The organism is Rhizobium sp. AC44/96, assembly GCF_001692185.1.
In the GTDB taxonomy this organism is placed as follows: Bacteria; Pseudomonadota; Alphaproteobacteria; order Rhizobiales; family Rhizobiaceae; genus Rhizobium.
The window spans coordinates 91,758-110,672 of record NZ_LXKO01000010.1 but is presented as its reverse complement, the minus strand read 5'-3'; the positions used below and the strand labels follow the sequence as shown (position 1 = coordinate 110,672).

General features: G+C 60.2%; 17 protein-coding genes. 14 read left to right on the top strand and 3 right to left on the bottom strand.

The genetic code is table 11. From position 1 onward, the window contains the following. Window positions 1-39 precede the first annotated feature (39 nt). From A6U87_RS11200 to A6U87_RS11145, 12 genes are all read left to right on the top strand, one after another. A complete protein-coding gene (locus A6U87_RS11200) occupies window positions 40-1,626 on the top strand; it encodes an ABC transporter ATP-binding protein (protein WP_065691340.1) in 1,587 nt (528 codons plus the stop codon). Next, window positions 1,616-2,701: an ABC transporter permease gene (locus A6U87_RS11195; protein ID WP_065691339.1), complete on the top strand. Its 1,086-nt coding sequence runs from the start codon at window positions 1,616-1,618 to the stop codon at window positions 2,699-2,701. Before A6U87_RS11200 ends, A6U87_RS11195 begins: the two co-directional genes overlap by 11 nt. Beyond that, window positions 2,698-3,618 (top strand): ABC transporter permease, encoded by a 921-nt coding sequence (locus tag A6U87_RS11190; protein WP_065691338.1) that lies wholly within the window; start codon window positions 2,698-2,700, stop codon window positions 3,616-3,618. The genes A6U87_RS11195 and A6U87_RS11190 overlap by 4 nt, the downstream gene beginning before the upstream one ends. 50 nt (window positions 3,619-3,668) lie before the next feature. Next, on the top strand, window positions 3,669-4,742 hold the full coding sequence (locus A6U87_RS11185; RefSeq protein ID WP_065691337.1) for a BMP family ABC transporter substrate-binding protein: 1,074 nt from the start codon (window positions 3,669-3,671) through the stop codon (window positions 4,740-4,742). 149 nt (window positions 4,743-4,891) lie between these two features. Then, complete coding sequence (gene ytfQ, locus A6U87_RS11180; RefSeq protein WP_065691336.1) at window positions 4,892-5,854, top strand: galactofuranose ABC transporter, galactofuranose-binding protein YtfQ; 963 nt, start codon at window positions 4,892-4,894, stop codon at window positions 5,852-5,854. A gap of 120 nt (window positions 5,855-5,974) precedes the next feature. Continuing rightward, window positions 5,975-7,498 carry a galactofuranose ABC transporter, ATP-binding protein YtfR gene (ytfR, locus tag A6U87_RS11175; RefSeq protein WP_065691335.1) on the top strand — a complete coding sequence of 508 codons (1,524 nt, stop codon included), beginning with the start codon at window positions 5,975-5,977 and terminating at the stop codon, window positions 7,496-7,498. Next, complete coding sequence (locus A6U87_RS11170) at window positions 7,495-8,511, top strand: ABC transporter permease (RefSeq protein WP_065691334.1); 1,017 nt, start codon at window positions 7,495-7,497, stop codon at window positions 8,509-8,511. Before ytfR ends, A6U87_RS11170 begins: the two co-directional genes overlap by 4 nt. After that, window positions 8,508-9,476, top strand: a complete 969-nt coding sequence (gene yjfF, locus A6U87_RS11165; RefSeq protein ID WP_065691333.1) for a galactofuranose ABC transporter, permease protein YjfF — start codon at window positions 8,508-8,510, stop codon at window positions 9,474-9,476. Before A6U87_RS11170 ends, yjfF begins: the two co-directional genes overlap by 4 nt. Window positions 9,477-9,491: 15 nt before the next feature. Then, window positions 9,492-10,244, top strand: a complete 753-nt coding sequence (locus tag A6U87_RS11160; protein ID WP_065691332.1) for a FadR/GntR family transcriptional regulator — start codon at window positions 9,492-9,494, stop codon at window positions 10,242-10,244. A gap of 82 nt (window positions 10,245-10,326) precedes the next feature. Then, complete coding sequence (gene glmU, locus A6U87_RS11155) at window positions 10,327-11,688, top strand: bifunctional UDP-N-acetylglucosamine diphosphorylase/glucosamine-1-phosphate N-acetyltransferase GlmU (protein ID WP_065691331.1); 1,362 nt, start codon at window positions 10,327-10,329, stop codon at window positions 11,686-11,688. Window positions 11,689-11,794: 106 nt separating this feature from the next. Continuing rightward, window positions 11,795-13,621: a glutamine--fructose-6-phosphate transaminase (isomerizing) gene (gene glmS, locus A6U87_RS11150; protein WP_065691330.1), complete on the top strand. Its 1,827-nt coding sequence runs from the start codon at window positions 11,795-11,797 to the stop codon at window positions 13,619-13,621. Window positions 13,622-13,734: 113 nt separating this feature from the next. Next, window positions 13,735-14,436: a DUF502 domain-containing protein gene (locus A6U87_RS11145; protein ID WP_065691362.1), complete on the top strand. Its 702-nt coding sequence runs from the start codon at window positions 13,735-13,737 to the stop codon at window positions 14,434-14,436. A gap of 10 nt (window positions 14,437-14,446) precedes the next feature. Here the strand turns inward: A6U87_RS11145 and A6U87_RS11140 are convergent, their stop codons facing one another. Further along, on the bottom strand, window positions 14,447-14,941 hold the full coding sequence (locus A6U87_RS11140; RefSeq protein WP_065691329.1) for a peptide deformylase: 495 nt from the start codon (window positions 14,939-14,941) through the stop codon (window positions 14,447-14,449). Between the two features lie 168 nt (window positions 14,942-15,109). On the opposite strand from A6U87_RS11140, the gene mgtE reads away from it, so the two are divergent. Then, a complete protein-coding gene (gene mgtE / locus A6U87_RS11135) occupies window positions 15,110-16,522 on the top strand; it encodes a magnesium transporter (protein ID WP_065691328.1) in 1,413 nt (470 codons plus the stop codon). 76 nt (window positions 16,523-16,598) lie between these two features. After that, window positions 16,599-16,991 carry a MerR family DNA-binding transcriptional regulator gene (locus tag A6U87_RS11130; RefSeq protein WP_065691327.1) on the top strand — a complete coding sequence of 131 codons (393 nt, stop codon included), beginning with the start codon at window positions 16,599-16,601 and terminating at the stop codon, window positions 16,989-16,991. 1 nt (window position 16,992) lies between these two features. On the opposite strand, the gene A6U87_RS11125 is transcribed toward A6U87_RS11130, so the two are convergent. Together A6U87_RS11125 and A6U87_RS11120 are read right to left on the bottom strand one after the other, a co-directional pair. Then, entirely contained in the window at window positions 16,993-17,979 is a 987-nt protein-coding gene (locus A6U87_RS11125; RefSeq protein ID WP_065691326.1) for a heparan-alpha-glucosaminide N-acetyltransferase, read from the bottom strand. Next, complete coding sequence (locus A6U87_RS11120; RefSeq protein ID WP_065691361.1) at window positions 17,980-18,744, bottom strand: DUF599 domain-containing protein; 765 nt, start codon at window positions 18,742-18,744, stop codon at window positions 17,980-17,982. It abuts the gene before it with no gap. Window positions 18,745-18,915: the final 171 nt, after the last annotated feature.

The following is an 18,915-nucleotide window of genomic DNA, read 5'->3' as shown; positions in this document are numbered from 1 at the left end:
TCCTGAAGGGGCAGGTCAGCAGAGGGAAATGAGGGGAACGTGTCGTTAGCGAGTGTGCCGGCTTCCGGCGCGTTATTGTCGGTGCAGAAGCTGACGAAGCTGTTTGGCAGCTTTGCCGCATGCAGCCACATCGACCTCGATATCGCGCCGGGCGAGATCCATGCACTTCTTGGTGAAAACGGCGCGGGTAAATCCACGCTGGTCAAGATGCTGTTCGGCGTCCTAGACCCAAGCGAAGGGCATATCGTCTGGGAGGGGCGGCCGGTGTCGATCGCGTCGCCGGGCGATGCGCGCAAGCTTGGCATCGGCATGGTGTTCCAGCACTTTTCGCTGTTTGAAGCACTGACCGTCGCTGAAAACATTGCGCTGTCGCTCGACGACGGCATCCCGATCGGCAAGATCGCCGAGGAAGCCAGGGCGCTTTCGCGGGCCTATGGTCTCCCGCTCGATCCCTACGCCCATGTCGCCGATCTCTCGGTTGGAGAACGTCAGCGCATCGAGATCGTCCGCGCGCTGCTGCAAAACCCGAAGCTTATCATTCTTGATGAACCGACCTCCGTTCTGACGCCGCAGGAGGCCGACAAGCTTTTCGAGACGCTGTTCAAGCTCAAGGCCGAGGGACGTTCCGTTCTCTACATCAGCCATCGCCTGGAAGAGGTGCAGCGCATCTGCGACCGCGCCACGGTACTGCGTCACGGCAAGGTGACGGGTGCCTGCGATCCGCGCCAGGAGACGCCTGCTTCGCTTGCGCGGATGATGGTTGGAAACGACATCGCCGCCGTCACGCATCCCGATCGCGGCAACAAGGGTGACGTGCAACTCGCCGTCTCCAACCTTTCGGTCGCTGCTCGCACGCCTTTCGCCATGCCGCTCAGAGACGTGTCGCTGGCGGTTCGCTCGGGCGAGGTTCTGGCGATCGCCGGTGTGGCCGGCAACGGCCAGGGCGAGCTTTTCGACGCGCTTTCCGGCGAGTATCCGGTATCGACGTCCAACGCGATCACCATTCGCAACAAGCCAGTGGGCACGCAGGGGATTACCGCCCGCCGCCTGCTTGGCGCAGGCTTTGTTCCCGAGGAGAGACACGGCCACGCTGCCGTCTCCGCCATGAAACTGTCCGACAATCTGGTCCTAGCGCGCAGTCAGTCCGACCGGAAGGCGTTTCTCGGCGGCGCCTTCCTCAAGATCATCCGCAGAAGCGCAGTGAAGAATGCCGCGAAACGCATCTCCGAGGAGATGGACGTGCGCAAGAGCGGCGAAGACCCCGCCGCGGGTTCGCTTTCGGGTGGCAACCTGCAGAAATTCATCGTCGGCCGCGAGCTCGACCGGCAGCCCGCGGTTCTGGTCGTGAACCAGCCGACCTGGGGTGTCGACGCAGGCGCCGCCAGCCGCATCAGGCAGGCACTGGTCGACCTGGCGCGCAACGGTTCGGCCGTCGTCGTCATCAGCCAGGATCTCGACGAGATATTCGAGGTCGCGACCGAAATCTCCGTCATCTCCGAAGGGCGGCTCTCGCAGCCGTTTGCGGCAGGCGAACTGACGCGCGAAAAGATCGGCCTGCTGATGGGCGGGCTGCATGAAAGCAAGGCCGCGCCGGTGGCTGACGCGGAGACCGACCATGCGCATTGAACTCGAAAAGCGTCCCCAGGCATCCAAGCTATATGGCTTCGTCTCGCCGCTTCTCGCTCTCGTCCTGACGCTGGCTGCCGGCGCGATCATGTTCGCGATCCTGGGCAAGAATCCCGTCGAAGCGCTGGACGCATTCTTTCTGGAGCCTCTGCTCGAGGTCTGGTCGCTGCACGAACTGGCCGTCAAGGCCGCGCCGCTGATCCTGATCGCGGTTGGTCTTGCCGTCTGCTACCGCTCGAACAACTGGAATATCGGTGCGGAAGGGCAGTTCACCATTGGCGCCATCACAGGCTCGATCCTGCCGATCGTGTTTACCGAATGGCATTCGCCACTGGTCCTGCCGCTGATGCTGATCATGGGGGCGATCGGTGGGGCGTTGTTCGCTGCAATCCCCGCGCTTCTCAAGGCGCATTTCAACACGAACGAAATTCTCTCGAGCCTGATGCTGGTCTATATCGCCCAGCTGTTTCTCGACTGGCTCATCCGTGGCGCCTGGCGCAATCCGCAAGGTTTCAATTTCCCTGAAAGCGTACCGTTCCCGCCGGAAGCGACCTTGCCCGCCATCTGGGAAGAGTCGGGCCGCGCCCATTGGGCTGCGGTCTTTGCGATCGTCGCCGCCTTCTTGGTCTGGTTCATGCTGAAATTCACCTTGCGAGGCTTCGAGATCGTCGTTCTCGGCCAATCGGAGCGAGCAGGGCGCTTTGCCGGATTCTCGTCGAAGAAGATGATCTGGTTCAGCTTCCTGTTCTCAGGAGCGCTCGCTGGGCTTGCCGGCATTTCCGAGGTATCCGGATCGATCGGTCACCTTCAGCCGGCCATTTCGCCCGGCTACGGCTTTACGGCGATCATCGTCGCCTTTCTCGGTCGTCTCAATCCGCTCGGCATCATCGCATCAGGACTGGTGCTGGCGCTGACTTACCTCGGTGGTGAGGCGGCACAGCTTTCGATCGGAGTGTCCGACAAGGTCACACGCGTCTTCCAGGGGCTGCTGCTGTTCTTCGTGCTGTCTTGCGACACCCTCATCTACTACAAGATCCGCATCGTCTGGTCGCGGCTGCGGGGAGGCGTCGCATGAGCATCTTCGAGGCAATCCTTCTGACGGTCATCACGGCCTCGACACCGCTTGTCATCGCAGCCCTCGGCGAACTCGTTGCCGAGCGCTCGGGCGTCCTCAACCTTGGGGTTGAAGGCATGATGATCATGGGGGCCGTCGCAGCCTTCGCGGGCGCGCAGGTTACGGGCTCGCCCTACATCGGGCTGCTGGCCGGGATTGGCGCAGGCGCTGTCTTCTCCCTGCTGTTCGGCTTCCTGACGCTGACGCTCGTCGCCAATCAGGTCGCGACCGGTCTGGCGCTGACGATCCTTGGCCTTGGCGTGTCGGGGATGCTTGGCGAAAGCTATGTCGGTGTTCCCGGTGTCCGCCTTTCGCCGATCGTATTCCCTTATCTCTCCGATATTCCGCTGATTGGTTCCGTTCTCTTCCGCCAGGATCTGACGTTCTACCTGTCGCTGGCACTGGTATTTGGGATCAGCTGGTTTCTCTTCCGCAGCCGCACCGGGCTCAAGCTGCGCGCCATCGGCGATAGCCACGGCTCGGCTCATGCGCTTGGCATCAACGTCATCCGCACGCGTTATCTGGCGGTCATGTTCGGCGGCGCCTGTGCGGGGCTGGCCGGTGCGCAGCTGTCGCTGGTCTATACGCCGCAATGGGTGGAGAACATGTCGTCCGGTCGTGGCTGGATCACTTTGGCGCTGGTCGTCTTCGCATCCTGGCGCCCATGGCGCGTTTTCGCAGGCGGCTATCTCTTCGGCGCTGTCACGATCCTGCAGCTGCACGCGCAGGCATTCGGGGTCGGCATACCGGCACAATTTCTGTCGATGCTGCCTTACGCCGCGACTATTGTGGTTCTTGTCATCATTTCTCATAATCGCCGCACGACGTTGATCAACACGCCTGCGTCGCTGGGAAAGCCTTTCGTCCCGGAACGTTAAACAGAAGAATGAGACGGGCTTCCGGAAACTTCAAACCAACAGGGGTTATCATGAAAAAACTAGCACTCGCATTTGCCGCTTCGGCAGCTGCTGTTCTCAGCATCGGCACCGCCGCTCAGGCCGCCGACAAGACCAAGGTTTGTTTCGTCTACGTCGGCTCGCACACCGACGGTGGCTACTCGCAGGCACATGATCGCGGTCGCCAGCAGATCCAGGAAGAGTTCGGTGACAAGATCGAAACCTCCTATCTCGAAAACGTCCCGGAAGGCCCTGACGCAGAGCGCGCCATCGAGCGCCTGGCGCGTTCCGGCTGCAAGCTGATCTTCTCCACCTCGTTCGGCTTCATGGACGCCACCGTCAAGGTTGCCGCGAAGTTCCCGAAGGTGAAGTTCGAGCACGCGACGGGTTTCAAGTCCGGCCCGAACCTCGCGACCTACAACTCGCGCTTCTATGAAGGCCGCTACATCCTCGGCCAGATCGCCGCCAAGACCTCGAAGAACCACGGTGCCGCCTACATCGCATCCTTCCCGATCCCGGAAGTCGTGATGGGCATCAACTCCTTCGAGCAGGGCGCGAAGTCGATCGATCCTGATTTCAAGCTCAAGGTCATCTGGGTGAACACCTGGTTCGACCCGGGCAAGGAAGCAGATGCCGCGAAGGCGATGGTTGACCAGGGCGTAGACGTCCTCACGCAGCACACCGACACCACCGCGCCGATGCAGGTTGCGGAAGAGCGCGGCATCCACGCCTTCGGTCAGGCGTCCGACATGATCGCAGCCGGCCCGAAGGCACAGCTGACGGCGATCGTCGACACCTGGGGTAACTACTACTCCAAGCGCGTTCACGCGCTCCTCGACGGCACCTGGAAGCCTGATCAGAGCTGGGATGGCCTGAAGGACGGCATCCTGAAGATGGCGGACTACACCAACATGCCTGACGACGTGAAGAAGATGGCCCAGGACACCGAAGCCAAGATCAAGTCCGGCGAACTGCATCCCTTCACCGGCCCGATCAACAAGCAGGACGGCACGCCTTGGCTGAAGGCCGGCGAGAAGGCTGATGACGGCACCTTGCTCGGCATGAACTTCTACGTCGAAGGCGTTGACGACAAGCTGCCGCAATAAGCTTCGATTGGTCAGTTAGCAGATGCGAAAGGGCGCCCGTTGTAGGCGCCCTTTTTTGTTGCGTTGCATACTATAAAGTGCATTTACAAAAGTAATACTATATGATTTTCCTTGTGTGTGCCGCGAGGAGGCGGCGTTGGGAGGAAATCATGAAATTGAAGACTGCACTCGTGAGTGCCACGATACTTGCTGCCTGCATGTTCGGTTCAGCATCTGCTGCCGAACTCGTCGTTGGCTTCTCGCAGATCGGCTCTGAATCCGGTTGGCGCGCGGCTGAAACGACCGTCACCAAGGAGCAAGCCAAGAAGCGCGGCATCGACCTGAAATTCGCCGATGCACAGCAGAAGCAGGAAAACCAGATCAAGGCGATCCGCTCCTTCATTGCTCAGGGCGTCAACGCGATCCTTCTCGCGCCGGTTGTCGAAACCGGTTGGGATGCCGTCCTGAAGGAAGCCAAGGAAGCCAACATTCCGGTCATCCTGCTTGACCGTACCATCAAGGCTCCTGAGGACCTCTACCTGACCGCTGTCACCTCCGATCAGGTTCATGAAGGCAAGGTTGCCGGCGACTGGCTCGTTAAGACGGTCGGCGACAAGAAGTGCGACATCGTTGAGCTTCAGGGCACCACCGGTTCTTCGCCGGCGATCGCCCGCAAGAAGGGCTTCGAGGAGGCAATTGCCGGCAAGTCGAACTTCAAGATCGTTCGCAGCCAGACCGGCGACTTCACCCGCACCAAGGGCAAGGAAGTCATGGAAAGCTTCCTGAAGGCTGAGAACGGCGGCAAGGACATCTGCGCTCTGTACGCTCACAATGACGACATGGCCGTCGGTGGCATCCAGGCGATCAAGGAAGCCGGCCTGAAGCCGGGCAAGGATATCCTCGTTGTCTCGATCGACTCCGTTCCAGATATCTTCAAGGCAATGGAAGCCGGTGAAGCGAACGCGACCGTCGAACTGACGCCGAACATGGCAGGTCCGGCATTCGACGCTCTCGATGCGTACCTGAAGGACAAGAAGGCTCCGCCGAAGTGGATCCAGACGGAATCCAAGCTCTATACCCAGGCTGACGATCCGAAGAAGGTCTACGAATCCAAGAAGGGCCTCGGCTACTGATTTGACATTGGAACCGCACCGGCCCGTCATAGGCCGGTGCGGAACTGCCAGAGCTGTTGCCGGGCATCATGTCCGGCCGCGGCACGGCTATATGGGTCAATATCAGGAAAAACCGCCTTCATGATTCACGATTTCGAGAACGTGCTTGCTGCCTCTAGGGTATCGAAATTTTTTCCCGGAGCGGTCGCGCTGGACAAGGTCGACTTCACGCTGCGCAAAGGCGAAGTGCATGCGCTGTTGGGTGAGAACGGCGCCGGCAAGTCGACGCTGATCAAGTGCATCACCGGCGCATATCACCGTGACGAAGGCAGCCTTATGCTCGACGGCGCGGAGATTGATCCTGTCGATACTCTGGCCGCCCAGAAGCTCGGCATTGGCACGGTCTACCAGGAGGTCAACCTCCTGCCCAATCTCAGTGTCGCGGAAAACCTGTTTATTGGCCGCCAGCCGAAACGCTTCGGCATGATCGACGTACGCACCATGAATCGGCGAGCGCGTGAACTCCTGCAGGAATATGGCATCGACATTGATGTAACCGCGCAATTGGACCGCTTCTCGGTGGCCGTGCAGCAGGTCGTTGCCATCGCGCGCGCGGTCGATCTGTCAGGCAAGGTGCTCATCTTGGACGAGCCGACGGCAAGCCTCGACGCGCAGGAAGTCGCTATGCTTTTTCGCATTATGCGAGACTTAAAGAAGCGCGGATTAGGAATTGTCTTTATTACGCATTTTCTCGAGCAGGTCTACGAAATCAGCGATCGGATAACGGTGCTCCGTAACGGCAAACTGGTCGGAACGCGCGACACTGCTGATCTACCCAGGCAGGGCCTGATCTCCATGATGCTGGGGCACGAACTGGCTCACGCGGAAGCCGCGGTCAAGGAGCGATCGGTTGCCGCCGGCCCCGTGAAGTACAGCTTTGAAGGCTACGGCAAGCGAGGCAAGGTCAAGCCGTTCGACCTGCAGGTGCGCGTTGGCGAGGTCGTTGGTGTGGCAGGTTTGCTCGGCTCCGGGCGCACCGAGACCGCTGAACTGCTGTTCGGCATCGAGAGCGCCGACAGCGGCGCTGCGAAGATCGACGGCAAGCAGATCACACTGTCGAACCCGAGGGCCGCAATCCGGCAGGGATTCGGCTTCTGCCCCGAAGACCGCAAGACGGATGGCATCATCGGCGACCTCTCGATCCGTGAGAACATCGCGCTTGCGCTTCAGGCGCGAAGAGGCTGGGCGCGACCACTGTCGCGTGGCGAACAGAATGCCTTGGCGGATCGTTACATCAAGGCGCTGGATATTCGCACGACGGACCGGGAGAAGCCGATCCGGCTTCTCTCCGGCGGTAATCAGCAGAAGGCCATCCTTGCCCGTTGGCTGGCAACGAATCCGGATTTCCTGATCCTCGACGAACCCACGCGAGGCATTGATGTCGGAGCCCATGCTGAGATCATTCGTCTCATCGAGCAATTGTGTGAAAAAGGCATGTCGTTGATCGTCATTTCCTCGGAATTGGAAGAGCTTATCGCCTATAGCTCACGTATCCTGGTGTTGCGGGATCGTGAACATGTGGCCGAACTGACCGGCGAGAATGTGAGCACCGCGCAGATCGTCGAGGCGATTGCGGCAGCCCAGAAGAAGACGGAGGACGCATGACCTCCTCTCAGAAGGCACTTCTGGTCCGCCTGGCCCCGCAGTTGATCGCGTTGGCTGTCATTCTTCTATTGAATTTCATAATGTTCCCGCAGTTCTTTAACGTAACCATTCAAAACGGCCGCCTGTACGGCAGTTTGATTGACGTGCTGAACCGTGGTGCTCCGGTGGCCCTGTTGGCGACCGGCATGACACTGGTCATCGCCACCAAGGGCATCGATCTTTCTGTGGGGGCGGTGATTGCCATTTGCGGCGCCGTCGCGGCCTCGTCGATTGTGTCAGGTAACTCATTGGCTTGGACGCTGCTGATCACCCTATTGGTCGGCTTGGCCTGTGGTGTTTGGAACGGGTTTCTCGTTGCTATCCTCAACATACAGCCGATCATTGCGACACTCGTGTTGATGGTCGCCGGTCGCGGAATCGCGCAGCTGATCACCGAAGGCGTGATCATGACGTTCAACGACGACGGCCTGATCTTCTTCGGCAGCGGATCGTTCGCCTTCATGCCGATGCCGGTTGTCATCTGGCTGGTCGTCGGGGTGATCGTCACGCTGCTCGTGCGGCGGACGGCGTTGGGAATGCTGATCGAGGCGACTGGCATCAACCGCCATGCGAGCATGCTGTCCGGTGTGAGAACGCCGGTCCTACTCATGGCGGTCTACGTCCTGAGCGGTCTCTGTGCGGCCATCGCGGGGATTATCGTTGCCGCCGACATTAAGGGTGCCGACGCGAACAATGCCGGCTTGTGGCTTGAGCTCGACGCCATCCTTGCCGTCGTCGTTGGCGGAAACTCTCTTCTCGGCGGGCGCTTCAGCATTGTTGGCTCCCTGATCGGCGCGATGATCATTCAGGCGGTCAACACCGGCATCTTGCTCTCGGGCTTCCCGCCGGAATTCAATCTCATCATCAAGGCAGTGATCGTGCTCGTCATTCTTGTGATCCAGTCGCCGGCCGTGCAATCGGCCACCGTCTTCCTGGGACGTCGCGCGAACCTGAAAGGGGAGCTGCAGAAATGAACTCGAAATATCTGCCCCTTCTGGCGACGATCGTGATCTTCATTCTGTCCTATGCCGTCTGTGCCATGCAGTATCCGAACATGCTGTCGACACGGGTGATCGGCAACCTGCTGACCGATAACGCGTTCCTGGGGATCGCAGCGGTTGGCATGACCTTCGTCATCATCTCGGGTGGCATCGATCTGTCGATCGGCTCGGTGATCGCATTCACCGGCGTCTTCCTCGCGCTGATACTCCAGAATACGACGATCCACCCGCTGCTGGCTTTCGCGCTGGTGCTCGTGATCACCACTGCCTTCGGCGGGGCGATGGGGGCCGTGATCCACTATCTCCAGATGCCCGCTTTCATCGTGACATTGGCGGGGATGTTCCTGGCACGCGGTATGGCCTTCGTCTTGTCGATCGACAGCATCCCGATCAACCATGATTACTATACGACGCTCTCCGGGATCTATTGGAAGCTTCCAGGGGGAGGACGCCTGACGCTTGTGGGCATGGTCATGCTGATCGTTTTTGCCGCCGGCATATTCATTGCTCACCGAACCCGTTTCGGCACGAATGTGTATGCTCTGGGTGGCGGCGCCCAGACGGCCCAGCTCATGGGTGTGCCGGTTGGTCGCACGACAATCCAGATCTATGCGCTGTCTGGCTTCCTGGCCGGGCTTTCAGGAATCGTTTTTTCGCTCTATACGTCCGCCGGCTATTCCTTGGCGGCGGTCGGTGTCGAGCTTGATGCCATCGCAGCAGTTGTCATTGGGGGGACACTGCTGACGGGGGGAGCGGGATTCGTGGCGGGAACCTTCATAGGTCTCCTCATCCAGGGGCTCATTCAGACTTACATCACCTTCGACGGAACGCTTTCCAGCTGGTGGACGAAGATCCTGATTGGTCTGCTGCTTTTTGCATTCATCCTGATGCAGAAGGGCATTCTGTTCCTGTCCAGCCTGAACAAGAGGTATGCCTGACGGGGGGAGTCCTAATTGCGTAACCGGATGCTTGAAACGGGAAAGTTGGGGAGAAGATCCCGCACCAGCCATGCGCAGGTGGTGGATGAACTCGGCCGCGCGATCGTCGCGGGAACCTATGCCGTGGGCAGCATTCTTCCAGGTGATGCGGAGCTTGCCCAGCGCTTCAAGGTGTCGCGTACCGTCCTTCGCGAAACGATGAAGACACTGGCGGCGAAAGGCATGATTGTCGCCAAGGCGCGCGTCGGAACGCGGGTGACCGAGAAGAACCAGTGGAACATGTTCGATAGCGAGGTCATCGCCTGGCATTTCGACAATGGTGTGAGTGAGGAGTTCCTTCTCCAGCTCTACGATATCCGCCTGGCGGTCGAACCTTTTGCGGCTGGCCTTGCCGCTGAGCGCGCACGCGCGGGCGACCTCGAACGCTTGAATAGCCTCGCGCTGGAAATGGCCGCGCCCGGCCATACCACGGAGAGCCTGGCGCTCGCAGATCTGCAGTTCCATCTCGCGGTTGCCGATGCCGCGCACAATCCCTTCATGCATACCTTGGGAAGCCTGATCGAAGCCGCGCTCGTCGGCATGTTCCGGATCAGCACGCCGCCGTCGCAGAACGGTTTCTCGAATATCGCCGAAACGCACATGCGCATCGTCAATGCGATCGTTAGCGGTGATGTTCCCGCTGCCCGCGCGGCCATGGAAGCAGTCATCGTTGAAGGCCGCGATCATGTCCGCGAGGCCTTTGCGGGCATGACGAAGGTTCCAGCCTAATCCATTTTGATCTTTGTCCCGGCTTTGTCTTGCTGCTATGAGGCAGCAAAGCACTGCCTGTAACGGATACTTGGAGCAGACCATGGAACGCACTTGCCTTGCCGTCATTCTCGCCGCGGGTGACAGCACGCGAATGAAATCGTCGAAGTCGAAGGTGCTCCATCCTGTCGCCAATCGTCCGATGATCGCGCATGTTGTCGATGCGGTGGCCGGGGCCGACATCTCGTCGGTCGCGCTTGTCGTCGGGCGCGATGCCGAAGAGGTTGCCAAGGCAGCAAGCGTCGGCGGCGTCGAGATCGAGACCTACTTGCAGAAGGAACGCCTCGGCACCGGCCACGCCGTTCTCGCCGCGAAAGAGGCGATTGCCCGCGGCTATGACGATATTATCGTTACCTATGGCGATGTGCCCCTTCAGACCGACGGCCCCCTGAAGGCAGCGCGCGAGGGACTGGCGGCTGGCAGCGATATCGTTGTCATCGGCTTCAACACCGACCGCCCGACCGGTTACGGCCGATTGCTCGTCAAGGACGGTGAGTTGATCGCCATCCGCGAGGAGAAGGATGCGACCGACGCCGAACGTGCGGTGATATGGTGCAACAGCGGCCTGATGGCGATCAACGGTCGCAAGGCGCTGGAGTTGCTTTCGCGGATTGGCAACAGCAATGCCAAGGGCGAATACTATCTGACGGACCTCGTCGAGATCGCCCGTTCGCTCGGCGGCCGCGTCACGGCTGTCGATGCTCCGGAAGTGGAAATGACCGGATGCAACAACCGCGCGGAACTCGCCGTGATCGAGCGTCTTTGGCAGGAGCGTCGTCGCCATGCATTGATGATCTCAGGCGTCAGCATGGTCGCCCCGGAAACCGTTTTCCTGTCATACGACACGGTCATCGGTCAGGATGCCCTTATCGAGCCGAACGTCGTGTTCGGCCCCGGTGCCGTGGTTGACGGTGGCGCGGTCATCCACGCCTTCTCGCACATTGAAGGAGCGCATGTGAGCGCCGGCGCGACCGTCGGACCGTTCGCCCGTCTGCGTCCCGGTGCGGACCTCGCCGCTAACGCGAAGGTCGGCAATTTCTGCGAGGTCAAGAACGGCAAGGTGGGTGAGGGCGCCAAGGTCAATCATCTCACCTATATCGGCGACGCGAAGGTCGGCGCTGGCGCCAACATCGGAGCGGGTACGGTCACCTGCAATTACGACGGCGTCAACAAGAGCGAGACTTTGATCGGCGCGAATGCGTTCGTCGGCTCGAACTCGTCGCTGGTGGCACCCGTCAGCATCGGCGATAACGCCTATGTCGCGTCCGGCAGCGTCATCACGTCGGATGTCCCGGCAGACGCCTTGGCGTTCGGACGGGCCCGGCAGGAAGTGAAGCCCGGCCGCGCCATCGCCCTGCGAGAGCGCGCGCTGGCGATCAAGGCAGCGAAGCAGTCGAAGAGCTGACTGGTTTTCGTAACGGCTGGAAACTGAAAGTGACCAACCAGCCAATTGAGAAAAAAGAGAAAATTGTTACGACTGGCCTTCGATACGGAAGGCTCTGGGGGCGTTTATGTGTGGAATTGTTGGGATCGTCGGAAACAGCCCGGTTGCGGAGCGCCTCGTTGACGCGCTGAAGCGTCTCGAATACCGCGGCTATGATTCCGCCGGTGTGGCGACAATCCACGACGGCGTGATGGCGCGCCGCCGCGCCGAGGGCAAGCTTTTCAATCTCGAGAAGCGGCTCGATGCCGAACCCTTGCCGGGAACGACGGGCATCGCCCACACGCGCTGGGCCACGCATGGCGTGCCGAATGAAACCAATGCGCATCCGCATTTCGTGCGTGGCGTGGCGGTTGTCCATAACGGAATCATCGAGAACTTCTCGGAGCTGCGGGATGAACTGACGGCGGATGGCGCCGTCTTTGAAACGCAGACCGATACGGAAGTTGTCGCCCACCTGATCGCGAAGTACCTCGGCGACGGGCTCGCGCCGCGTGACGCGATGATGAAGATGCTGAACCGGGTCAGCGGCGCCTATGCGCTTGCGGTCATGCTCCAGAGTGATCCGGGGACGATCATGGCGGCTCGTTCCGGCCCGCCGCTTGCCATCGGTCATGGCAAGGGCGAGATGTTCCTCGGATCGGATGCGATCGCGCTCTCGCCGTTCACCAATGAAATTACCTACCTCGTCGATGGCGACTGGGCTGTCCTGACCGCGGAGGGTGCCAGGATCCTCGACTATGCCGGCAACGAGGTCGAGCGGCCGCGGCAGATTTCCCAGACGACGGCCTATGTCGTCGACAAGGGCAACCACCGCCACTTCATGGAAAAGGAAATCTACGAGCAGCCTGAGGTCATCTCGCACGCGCTTAGCCACTATGTGGATTTCGCCAGCAATACCGTGGGCGCCAATGCCGCGGCGATCGACTTCAAGGCGGCGACTGGCCTCGCCATTTCGGCCTGCGGTACCGCCTATCTCGCCGGTCTCGTCGGCAAGTACTGGTTCGAGCGCTACGCGCGCCTGCCGGTCGAGATCGATGTGGCCTCGGAATTCCGTTATCGCGAAATGCCTCTCTCGCCGACGCAGGCGGCCTTGTTCATCTCGCAGTCGGGCGAAACCGCCGATACGCTGGCATCGCTGCGCTACTGCAAGGACCATGGCCTGAAGATCGGCGCGGTGGTCAACGTCAAGGAATCGACGATCGCCCGCGAGTCGGATGCCGTCTTCCCGATCATGGCCGGCCCGGAAATCGGTGTCGCCTCGACCAAGGCCTTTACCTGCCAGCTCGCTGTTCTCGCGTCGCTGGCGCTCGGCGCAGGCAGGGCGAGGGGAACGATCAACCCCGAGCAGGAAAAGCAGCTGGTCCGCCACCTCGCGGAAATGCCGCGCATCATGAGCCGGGTTCTCAACATGATCCAGCCGCAGATGGAGAGCCTGTCGCGCGAACTGTCGAAATGCCGCGACGTGCTTTATCTCGGACGAGGCACGAGTTTCCCGCTGGCCATGGAAGGCGCGCTCAAGCTCAAGGAAATCTCCTACATTCATGCCGAGGGTTACGCCGCCGGCGAGCTGAAGCACGGTCCGATCGCGCTGATCGACGAGAACATGCCTGTCATCGTCATCGCGCCTTACGACCGCTTCTTCGAGAAGACCGTCTCCAACATGCAGGAGGTCGCGGCTCGCGGTGGACGCATCATCTTCATCACCGATGAAGCCGGTGCGGCGGCTTCCAAGCTGCCGACGATGGCGACAATTGTATTGCCGAACGTCGACGAGATCATTGCACCGATGATTTTCTCTCTGCCGATCCAGCTGCTGGCCTACCACACGGCGGTCTTCATGGGCACTGATGTCGACCAGCCGCGCAATCTCGCGAAGTCGGTCACGGTCGAGTGAGGCTCGCCGCAAAGGCTTGTGCAGCGCCGAAAACTCTGGCAGCTTCGTCGTGAACAGGACATGAGCACTGATTTCCGCTTGCCGTCATGCTCAATGGAGTCCATCAGCAAACGATGACGGAAAAACTGCCCCGATTGCCGATTGCGACGCGCATCAGAAACAATTTTCTGGCGGGTCTCATCATCTGCGCGCCCATTGCTATCACGCTGTGGCTGACGTGGTCGGTGGTTCGCTGGGCAGATAGCTGGGTGAAACCCTATCTGCCGGCACGCTACGATCCCGATAACTATCTGAATTTTGCCGTGCCCGGCTCCGGCCTGCTGATCGCCCTGGTGGTGATCACGCTGATAGGCTTCCTCGGAACGAATCTGATCGGTCAGTCGATCGTCCAGCTCAGTGAATCGCTGGTGCGCCGCGTGCCCCTGGTGCGCGTCATCTACAAGAGCGTGAAGCAGATCTTCGAGACGGTGCTCAAGGAGCGCAGCAACTCCTTCAAGAAAGTCGGGCTGATCGAATATCCCAGTCCCGGTCTCTGGTCCCTGGTGTTCGTGGCCACAGATGCAAAGGGCGAGATCGCGTCGAAGTTCAACGCCATGGGCCATGACATGGTCAGCGTATTCTTGCCGCCGACGCCGGTGCCGACGGCTGGCTTCCTCATTTTCGTGCCACGCGAGAAGATCGTCTTTCTCGACATGACGCCGGAGGATGCAGCAAAGCTTCTGATTTCGGGCGGTCTCGTGACGCCTGAGGAGTTGGCTTCGCGCAGCCAGAAGCCGGAGCGCCCTCGACCGCTACCTGCACCGATCGAAATGTAGGGACCGGCGCTTAGCCTCCAGACTTTTCCCACTTCTTGATCAGCCGGTCGCGCTTCAGCTTCGAGAGGCGCTGCAGCCAGAAGATTCCATCCAGCTGATCGATTTCATGTTGGATGCACACGGCGAGGAAGCCCTTGGCCTCATCCTCATGCAGAACTCCATCGAGATCCTGATAGCGATAGCGGATGGCATTCGGCCTGATTACCTCGTCTGTGATCCCGGGCATGGAGACGCTGCCCTCGGTATGCCGGATTGTTTCCTGGGCGGTTGAAATGATAACCGGGTTGACGAGATTTCGCACGCCATCCTCGCGGCTGAGCTCGATCACGGTCACACGCTGGAACACGCCGATATGTGCCGCAGTGATGCCAACGCCGGGTGCTGCCCGCATGGTATCCAGCAGGTCGGCGGCAAGCGCGCGAAGCCCGTCGTCGAAAACAGCAACCGGCTCACACACGGTTCGAAGACCGGCATCGGGGAAGCGCAGAATGGGGCGGATGGGCACGCAGATAGCTCCTCGTTCGTATCGGGCGGAAACTACTCATTGATCGGAGAATTGTCATCCCGGTGAATGGTTTGGCGCTGGACGCGCTGCCGGCTTTCGGCTAGCACGAAGTCAATTCCGGCGTTTCGAAGTTGCTGAACTTCGAATCAGATGCGAGGGCGGCAAAGGATGACGAACGACGCAGAAGAGCTCGTCCGCACGCGTCCCGAGGACGACGAAGCCGACATTTATGACGAGAACGGCAACGTCCGTAGCGACTTCCTCGCGCTGGTCGGCGCCGCCATCGCCGATCGCGATACCATCTTCCTTCGGCAACACGTCGCACGCCTGCACGAATCCGAAATAGGCGATCTGCTCGAATCGATCCAGCCGGATCAGCGCCTCGCGCTTGTCCGGTTGCTCGGCGACGAATTCGACATGACGGCACTGACAGAGGTCGACGAAGCGATCCGTCGCGAGATCGTCGATCAGATGCCGAACGAGCAGATCGCCGCCGCGATCGGCGAGCTCGATTCGGACGACGCCGTCTACATTCTTGAAGATCTCGACAAGGAGGATCGCGAAGAGATCCTCGCGCAGCTTCCGTTCACGGAACGGGTGCGCCTGCGCCGCGCGCTGGATTATCCCGAAAGCTCGGCCGGGCGCCGCATGCAGACGGAGTTCGTCGCCGTGCCGCCGTTCTGGACGGTCGGCCAGACGATCGACTACATGCGCGACGAGGAGAACCTGCCTTATTCCTTCTCGCAGATTTTCGTCATCGATCCGACGTTCAAGCTGCTCGGTGCCGTTGATCTCGACAAGATCCTGCGAACCAAGCGCCAGAGCAAGATCGAGTCGATCATGCGGGAGACAAACCATCCGATCCCAGCGGAGATGGACCAGGAAGAGGCCGCACAGCTTTTCGAGCAGTACGACCTTCTGTCTGCGGCCGTCGTCGACGAGAACGAACGCCTTGTCGGTGTTCTCACCATCGATGACGTCGTCGACGTCATCCATGAAGAGGCGGATGAGGACATCAAGCGCCTCGGTGGTGTCGGCGACGAAGAACTGTCAGACAACGTCGTCTCGACGGTGCGGTCTCGCTTCCTGTGGCTACTGATCAACCTCGGCACCGCGCTGCTATCCGCGAGCGTCATCGGATTGTTTGACGATTCGATCGAGAAGATGATTGCGCTTGCCGTCCTGATGCCGATCGTCGCCTCCATGGGCGGCAACGCCGGCACGCAGACGATGACCGTGACCGTTCGCGCGCTCGCCACCGGCGATCTCGATATTTATAACGCGGGCCGAGTTATCCGCAGAGAGGCGGCGGTCGGGATTGCCAATGGCGCGATGTTCTCGGTGATCATGGGAGCGATCGCAGCGACCTGGTTCCACGACTATCAGCTCGGCTTCGTCATCGGCGCGGCAATGATCATCAACCTGTTCGCCGCAGCTCTTGCCGGCATTCTCCTGCCGCTGCTCCTGCACAAATTTGGCGCCGATCCGGCCATCGCCTCGTCGGTTTTCGTGACCACGGTCACGGACTGTACGGGTTTTTTTGCGTTTCTCGGAATTGCGACCTGGTGGTTCGGAATTTAGCCGGCTTGAAGCGCCCTGCGCAAATTGACTATTACGTAAAAGTCAATATTATAACTCCCTGAATATTGAGGGAACCATGCCGGTTAGCAAGTACTATAGCATAACTGAGTTGACGCGCGAATTCGGGGTCTCGACGCGCACGCTTAGATTCTACGAGGATGAGGGGCTGATTCATCCCGAGCGTCGTGGTCGTACGCGCCTGTTCAGGCCGACTGACCGGCGCCTTATCCAGGAAATCCTGCGCGGTCGCCGTATCGGCTTCACGATTGCGGAGATCCGCGAGATCATCCAGGTTTACAAGGAGCCACCGGGCGAACTCGGTCAGCTCAAGCTTCTGATGAAGCGTGTGGACGAAAAGCGAGATGACCTTCGCCAGAAGCGCAAGGACATCGACGAAACGCTGGCTGAACTCGACAACATCGAAGAAGCCTGTCTCGGTCGCCTCGCCGAAATCGGCGTCGGCACCTGAGCTATTGGCTGGCGGCGCTACACTCGCCCGCCAGCGTCACAATGCGGTCGTCATCCGCCTTGACAGCCCCCAACTGAAACTGCGTGAACAGGTTTTGTGCCTGAAGCTTCTCGAGCGTGCACTGGCAGAAGCTGCGGCATAGCGCTTCACCTTCCTGCTGGGTGCAGGACACGTTGCATTGTCTGAGATAGCTTTCCACCGGATCGAGCTTGGCCGGCGGTACGACGATCGACAATCCATAGGCGATCGAGATCAATACCGGCTGATGAATGAGGTAGAAGGCAAGGCTGTGGCGGCCGGCCTTTGCAAGCAGGTTCGAGCCGGTTCCCAGGCGCGCAAGCCGTGCGGGCAGGGTTGTCCTGACGGCAATCAACGCGGTTGTCAGTCCGATCAGGAACGGAACCGCCCAGGGAAATACCGGCACATAGTCGTTCGATCGTTGCGGTAGTTCCGCGAAACCGATCCACGCGAAATAGCGGGGATTGAAGAATGGCCAGCGCAAGATGCCCGGTGCAACCCAGGTGTCAGCGACCCACGCGACGATCGCGGCCGCGGTGACCGCGATGGTCACGGGCGTCGGCAAGCGCAACAGAATGACGCCGATCAGGCTGAGAACCGCGATCGCGTGCAGGATGCCGAAGAATATCCATTCTCCCGGCATGAAATACCATGTCGCAGCAGAAATTGCGGCGGCGGCGGCGGCAATCATCGCGAACCGCTTCCAGAAAGGACGCCAACGAATCTCAGGCGTGTTGGCGAGTACCAGACTGATGCCGACGATGAAAAGGAACGTCGAGGCAATGGCGCGGGCATATAGCTTCAGCCAACCCGTTTCCGCGGTGCCCGGGGTCAGATACCCCATGAACTCTAGGTCCCAGGTGAAGTGGTAGCTCGCCATCGCGATCAGCGCCGCTCCACGCACTGTATCCAGCAAGCCTATGCGGGGCGGCTTGGCGCTCGCCTCGGTTCCCGTCGCCGGAACAGCCATTCACAATCCCCCGGATGAGTCGTTTCCGTCGTCCGACGGTGCATCGCGGGGAACAGGAGAAAGGTGGAGATTTGATGGCGACGCGGAGTCCATGATCGCGAGCCGCGCCTCGGAAAAGAACTGCCGCCTCGTCAGGACCGTAATCACGATCACCGTCGTTGCCATGAAGACGTAGGGATTGATGAACCAGCCGAGGTAGCCGATCGAAAGGAAGATCGCGCGCAAACCCTCGTTGAAATGGCCTCCGGCGATGACATTCATGCGGATGACGCGCTCTGCCGCACGCTCTGCGGCGACGATATCGCGTTCCGTGTCGCGCATCATCGGAATGGAGCCGAAGAGGATCGTGCAGTAGTTGAACAGCCGGTAGGACCAGCCGAATTTGAAAAAGGCATAGCCGAAGAGCACCGCCAGCCCGCCAACCTTCATCTCGAATGCGCCATGTCCACTGTGGAAGACAAAAGGCAGGTCGGCGAAGACCGCATCCACCTTCTCGGTGGCTCCGAGCAAAGCAAAACAGCTGCCGATCGCGAAGATCGAGGTCGATGCGAAGAACGCCGTGCCGTTCTGCAGGCCGGCCATGATCTGGGTGTCGATCATCTTCAGATCGCGGCGAAGCGAATTGTAAATCCACTCGCGGCGGCGTTCGCCCATCGCGTGCGTGAGGCTGGTCCGGCCGAAGAGGCTGGCACCTCTCAGCAGCCGGGAATAGCCAAACCAGAGTGCTGCAAAAAGCGCCAGTGCGATGTAATCTGCCGTCGTCATCATTATATTGATTCAGTTCCCCGTCGAAACGCCGCCACTCTACAGATGCGCGCGCGCGCCGCAATAACCGGGACGCGATTGAGCGTTTGGTTTTAAGCGATGTCGCACCCGTGAAATGCTATGTCGGTGTATCGAAGGGGTCGCGAGCGCTGCTGGCGTAGCTTTCGTCAG